Genomic DNA, 5,363 nt, shown 5'->3' with positions numbered 1-5,363 from the left:
CCCCCATCAGGGGCGCGGGGAACTGCGCAATCTTTTGTCTTTCAGGGGCGCGGGGAACGGCGCGAACGGCCCCCACCGGACCCGCACCCGAATCCGGACGCCCGCCACGGCAAGTGGAAAGCAGAAGCAACGCTCAGTTCTTGACCTGCCCGGCCTTCAGCCGAAGCTGGTCGAGGAGCACGTCACAGTCGTCCCCCTCCTGACAGGAGATGGAGATCGTGTTGGTGCCCTTGGTGAGAGTGGGCCAGGAGTAGGTCTCCGTCCACCCCTTCTCCCACTCGTTCTCCTTGGCCTGCGCGAAGTTGCCCAGGTTCAGCTTGCTGCCGAACTCCTTGCCGTTCACGGTGAGCGTCATCTTCGCGTCCTTGCCGGGGACGCTGTACTTCGTGAAGACGGTGTACGTGCCCGCCTTCGGGATGCCGTTGACGGTCCAGGTGACCTCGGCGCCGACCTGGTTGAGGCCGGTCACGTATATGCCGCCCGCCGCGCTCGCGCCCTTGATGTCCGAGGCGGTCGTCACACCGGCGCCGAGCTTCAGGGCCTTCGCGTCGATGTCGGGCAGCTCGGCCGGCTCGTCGGCCTCCTTGCTGGACGTCTCGCTCGGCTCGGCGCTCTGGCCGGCGGACGCGGTCGGACCCGCGGTGTCGTCGCTGTTCTTGTCGTCGTCCGAGTCGCCGCCCGTCATCGCGATGGCGATGCCGATCACCACGGCCGCGACCACGGCGACGGCGCCGATCAGCAGTCCCTTGGTGTTGGGCCCGCGGCCCCGGCCGCCACCGCCCCGGCCGCCGTGCGTCTGCTGGTGCGTGGTGGGCGCGCCGCCGGAGAAGTTCTCGGACGTGGCGTAGTTCGCGTTCGGCTGCCCGTACTGCCCCTGCTGCCCGTACGTGCCCTGCTGCTGCGGCACCTGCCCGTACTGCGCGGTGGGGGCGGCGGCCTGCGCGGCGGACTGGCCGTACTGGCGCTCTCCTACCGGACGCACCCGGTTGACCGAGCCGGGGTAGCCGTAACCACCACCGCCGCTCGGCGGCTGGGCTCCGGCGGCCTTCCCGTCCTCGTACAGATAGCCGAACGGGTCGTCGTCCTCGGGCGTGCTCGCGCCGTTGTTGCCGGGCGTCATCCCTTGGTCTCCTAGCGGGTGCGGTACAGATGCGGTACGGGGGATCGAAAGGCGAGCCTACCCGGTTCCGCTGGCCCAAACGGGTGACTCAGCTCGCATGACAGCGCTGACCTGCGGATCAGCCCGCACGCCTGTGCGCTTTGGGACGAGAACGTTTCTCTACGTACATCCGCTCGTCAGCGGACTGCAAGACCTCGTCCGCCGTCATGCCGCAGTGTGCCCACCCGATACCGAAGCTGGCGCCGACCCGCATGGCCCGTCCGTCGACCCTGATCGGCTGGATTATCTCGTTGCGCAGCCGCACCGCGAGGTCCTCCGCGTCGGCCCGGCCGAGCCCGTCGGCGAGCACCACGAACTCGTCGCCGCCGAGCCGGGCGACCGTGTCCCCGTCGCGCACGGCACCGCCGAGCCTGCGGGCCACCTCGATCAGCACGTAGTCGCCGGCGTTGTGCCCGAAGCGGTCGTTGATCGACTTGAAGCCGTCGAGGTCGCAGAAGAGCACCGCGAGCCCCTTCGTGCCGTCGTCGCGCTCCCCCTCGGGTGTGACGGTGTGCACATGGTGGTCGTACGCGTCCAGGGCGTCCGGGACCGGCCGGTAGTCGAAGGCGTGCCCGTTCACGTCGTAGGCGTTCACGTCGTAGCCGCCCGCGCTCGCGTTGCGGGCGGCCACCACTTCGCCGTACGCCGCGTCGATCGTGTCGACCACGCCTGGTTCCATCGCCGTGGGGCGGGCGCACAGCCGGGCGGCGAGCCGGGAGCGCAGCTCCGCGGAGTTCGGCAGGCCCGTGAGCGAGTCGTGCGAGGCGCGGTGGGCGAGCTGCAGCTCGCGGCGCTTGCGCTCCTCGATGTCCTCGACGTGGGTGAGCAGGAAGCGCGGCCCGTCGGCGGCGTCCGCGACCACGCTGTTGCGCAGCGACACCCACACGTACGTGCCGTCGCGGCGGCAGAGCCGCAGCTCGGCGCGCCCGCCCTCCGCGGAGGTCCGCAGCAGGGTACCGATGTCCTCGGGGTGGACGAGGTCGGAGAACGAGTAGCGGCGCATCGAGGAGGCGGGACGGCCCAGGAGCCGGCACAGCGCGTCGTTCGTCCGCAGGATCCGGCCGTGCTGGTCGCCGCCCATCTCGGCGACGGCCATGCCGGAGGGCGCGTACTCGAAGGCCTGCCGGAAGCTCTCCTCGCTGGCCCGCAGCGCCTGCTGCTCGCGCTCCAGACGGACCAGCGCGCGCTGCATGTTGGCCCGTAGACGCGCGTTGCTGATGGCGATGGCGGCCTGGAACGCGTACATCTGCAGGGCCTCGCGGCCCCATGCGCCCGGATGCCGTCCGTTGCGCGGACGGTCCACGGACAGGACGCCTATCAGCTCACCGCAGGAGCCGCTCGGGACGCTCGGGGTGTACATGGGGGCGAAGAGCCGGTCGGCGGGGTGCCACTCGTCCTCGAAGCGCGGTTCGGGGCCGTCGGTGTACCACTGCGGGACGTCGTCCTCGTCGAGGACCCAGCCCTCGGTGTGCGGTATGAACCGCAGGTCGCCCCAGGCCTCGCCCATGTTCAGCCGGCGCTCCCAGGACTCGCGGGAGCCGGTGCGGCCGGTGATGAGCGCCTCTGCCGCGGAGTTCCCGGCGAGGGCGGCGACCACCAGGTCGCCGTCGGGCTGGACGAGGTTGACGGCGGCCAGTTCGTAGCCGAGGCCGTTGACGACTCCGTCGGCCACGGTCTGCAGCGTGTCGGCCAGGCTGCGGGCCGTGTTCATGTCCGCCATGACCGTGTGCAGCTGCCGCAGGGTCGCAAGGCGGACGTACGGCTCCGACTCGGTCTCCATTCGCCCTCCCCTCGAAGACCTCGACAGCAACTCCAGGGCTCTCTCCCCGCCTACTCCCTGCCAGCTTCCCCGCCACTGAATCACAGCGCGCTGCCCACTCGGTACACAGGGTCAACAAAATATGGCACCTGTGACTCAAGTCACAGGTGAAGATGAACAATTGAGTAGAGTTTCTGTGTTTTCGCGGTGCGTTTACTGAACGCAAATTTGTGGAACATGTGCGCTCGCCTGGTAAGAGATACGAGTCACACTCCCACTTCAGTCCTAGGACCCGGTTCGGGCGTTGGTCGGATGTGTCCACCGTCGGCGGAGAATAGCGTCTTCGTGTGCTGAACACTCCCTCTTCCGCTCCGCCCGCCCCGCCCGTGCATGCTGTGGGGGTGAGCAACGACGAGTTCCGCGCGGCCATGTCCCGGCTGGCCGCCGGCGTGGTCCTGGTGACCGCGCACGAGCCGCAGCCCGACCCGGACGGCCCGAGCGGCGAGGACGTCGGCATGACGGCGACCTCCTTCATGTCCGTGTCCCTGGACCCGCCCCTGGTCCTCATCGGCCTGCGCGAGGGCTCCCGCATGGACGACCTGCTCGCCGAACAGCCCCTGTGGGCGGTCTCCCTGCTCGCCGAGGGCCAGAGCTCCGTCGCGAGCCGCTTCGCCATGAAGAACCGCATCTCGGACCGCCTGCTCTTCGCGGACGTGCCGTACGTCCGCGGCAAGGAGTCCGGCGCGCCCCTGCTGGACGGCGCCCTGGCCACCCTGGAGTGCCGCACCGAGCAGCGGGTCACCGCCGGCGACCACACCCTGGTGATCGGCCGCGTCCTGACGTCCTCGCTGCCGACCGCCGAAGGCGGCCCGCTGACGTATTTCCGGGGCCGCTACCGGCACTTGGACTAGGCCTTTCCCGGAGCCCACCGGGCATTCGATCGCGTCCGACCGTGTACGAATGTGAAGCCGGGCATGTGCCCGCCCCACTTTTCTCCTGGCTTTTCTTCCGCCGCCGGAAAACCCTCACCGGGCGGTGGCGGCACGCCGACGGAGCACCGGCAACAAACAAGCGCCGGAAGAAGCACCAGGAGAAGCGCCGCCAGAAGTGACCCGAGAAGTGCCGAACCCGCCCGGCACTCCTTTCCTCATCCCCAGTCGCGCCCGGAACGCCCGCGCTTCGTGTCGCCCCGCTGTTTCTTCTCGCGAAGCCTGCGCTCATTGATTCCCCGCGGAATACGGGTGGCGCGACGGGGCCGCGGCGGCGGGGCGCTGGCCTCGGCGAGCAGGGAGGCGAGCCGCACGGCCGCCGTCTCCCGGTTGCGCCACTGGGAGCGGTGCTCGGAGGCGCGCACGGCGACGACCCCGTCGACCAGCCGGTCGGCGAGCCTGGCGAGTGCGCGCTCCTTCCACACCGGCGGCAGCGACTGGGTCTTCGCGAGGTCGAAGCGCAGTTCGACCTGCGAGTCGGTCGTGTTGACGTGCTGGCCGCCCGGCCCGGAGGAGCGCGAGAAACGCCACATCAGCTCGGCCTCGGGCAGCGAGACGGAGCCACGGATGACGTAAGGACCGGACATGGCCCCATGGTCCCCTGTCTGTCCGGTCCACGTCACCAGCTTTTCGGCACCGGAACGGTCACCGGCCCGCACCCCGGTCCCCGGGACGCGCCCCTCCGACCTCGCAGGTAAAGAAAGTAAAGAGGAGCGGAACCCTGGGGACCCCCATCGGCGTTCTTAGGGATGGCGGTAGCTTCGTCCCGTACGAAGCCCGACGCGCAGCACCGCACGATCCGTACGCACGAACAACGAGGGAAGGACTCCCAACAATGGCTGTAAGCCTGTCCAAGGGTGGCAACGTCTCGCTCACCAAGGAGGCTCCGGGCCTGACCGCCGTCACCGTGGGCCTCGGCTGGGACGTCCGCTCCACCACGGGAACCGACTTCGACCTGGACGCCTCGGCCATCGCGGTCAACGCGGCGGGCAAGGTCTACTCGGACTCGCACTTCATCTTCTTCAACAACAAGCAGACCCCGGACCAGACGATCGTCCACACGGGCGACAACCGCACGGGTGAGGGCGCCGGCGACGACGAGGCGATCAACGTCAACCTCGCGGGCCTCCCCGCCGACATCGACAAGATCGTCTTCCCGGTCTCCATCTACGACGCCGAGACGCGCTCGCAGAACTTCGGCCAGGTCCGCAACGCGTACATCCGCATCGTGAACCAGGCCGGCGGCACCGAGATCGCCCGCTACGACCTCTCGGAGGACGCGGCCACGGAGACGGCCATGGTCTTCGGCGAGCTGTACCGCAACGGCGCCGAGTGGAAGTTCCGCGCGGTCGGCCAGGGCTACGCGTCCGGCCTGACGGGCATCGCGAAGGACTTCGGCGTCAACGTCTGATCCAGCACGCGCACGACATCCGAGGGGTTCGGGCCGGCTGCAGCC

Annotated in this window: 5 protein-coding genes; 2 read left to right on the top strand and 3 right to left on the bottom strand. The window is 69.5% G+C overall.

The window, feature by feature from the left end; genetic code table 11:
• Nucleotides 1-133: 133 nt before the first annotated feature.
• Both ACFWGJ_RS41410 and cdgB read right to left on the bottom strand, forming a co-directional pair.
• Complete coding sequence (locus ACFWGJ_RS41410) at nucleotides 134-1,120, bottom strand: carbohydrate-binding protein (RefSeq protein ID WP_387334124.1); 987 nt, start codon at nucleotides 1,118-1,120, stop codon at nucleotides 134-136.
• Between the two features lie 118 nt (nucleotides 1,121-1,238).
• Nucleotides 1,239-2,939, bottom strand: a complete 1,701-nt coding sequence (gene cdgB / locus ACFWGJ_RS41405; protein WP_387334123.1) for a diguanylate cyclase CdgB — start codon at nucleotides 2,937-2,939, stop codon at nucleotides 1,239-1,241.
• A 326-nt stretch (nucleotides 2,940-3,265) separates the two neighbouring features.
• Here cdgB and ACFWGJ_RS41400 point away from each other — a divergent pair, with 326 nt between their 5' ends.
• The gene (locus ACFWGJ_RS41400) at nucleotides 3,266-3,829 is read left to right on the top strand and encodes a flavin reductase family protein (protein ID WP_387334122.1); all 564 of its coding nucleotides are present in this window, start codon (nucleotides 3,266-3,268) and stop codon (nucleotides 3,827-3,829) included.
• A gap of 236 nt (nucleotides 3,830-4,065) precedes the next feature.
• Here the strand turns inward: ACFWGJ_RS41400 and arfB are convergent, their stop codons facing one another.
• The gene (gene arfB / locus ACFWGJ_RS41395; RefSeq protein ID WP_387334121.1) at nucleotides 4,066-4,494 is read right to left on the bottom strand and encodes an alternative ribosome rescue aminoacyl-tRNA hydrolase ArfB; all 429 of its coding nucleotides are present in this window, start codon (nucleotides 4,492-4,494) and stop codon (nucleotides 4,066-4,068) included.
• A 248-nt stretch (nucleotides 4,495-4,742) separates the two neighbouring features.
• Here arfB and ACFWGJ_RS41390 point away from each other — a divergent pair, with 248 nt between their 5' ends.
• A complete protein-coding gene (locus ACFWGJ_RS41390; RefSeq protein WP_387334120.1) occupies nucleotides 4,743-5,318 on the top strand; it encodes a TerD family protein in 576 nt (191 codons plus the stop codon).
• Nucleotides 5,319-5,363: the final 45 nt, after the last annotated feature.

The sequence above is a fragment of the Streptomyces sp. NPDC060205 genome (assembly GCF_042728395.1).
Lineage (GTDB): Bacteria > Actinomycetota > Actinomycetes > Streptomycetales > Streptomycetaceae > Streptomyces.
Note: the sequence above shows the minus strand (reverse complement) of the source record. Positions and strands in the feature narration are given on the sequence as shown.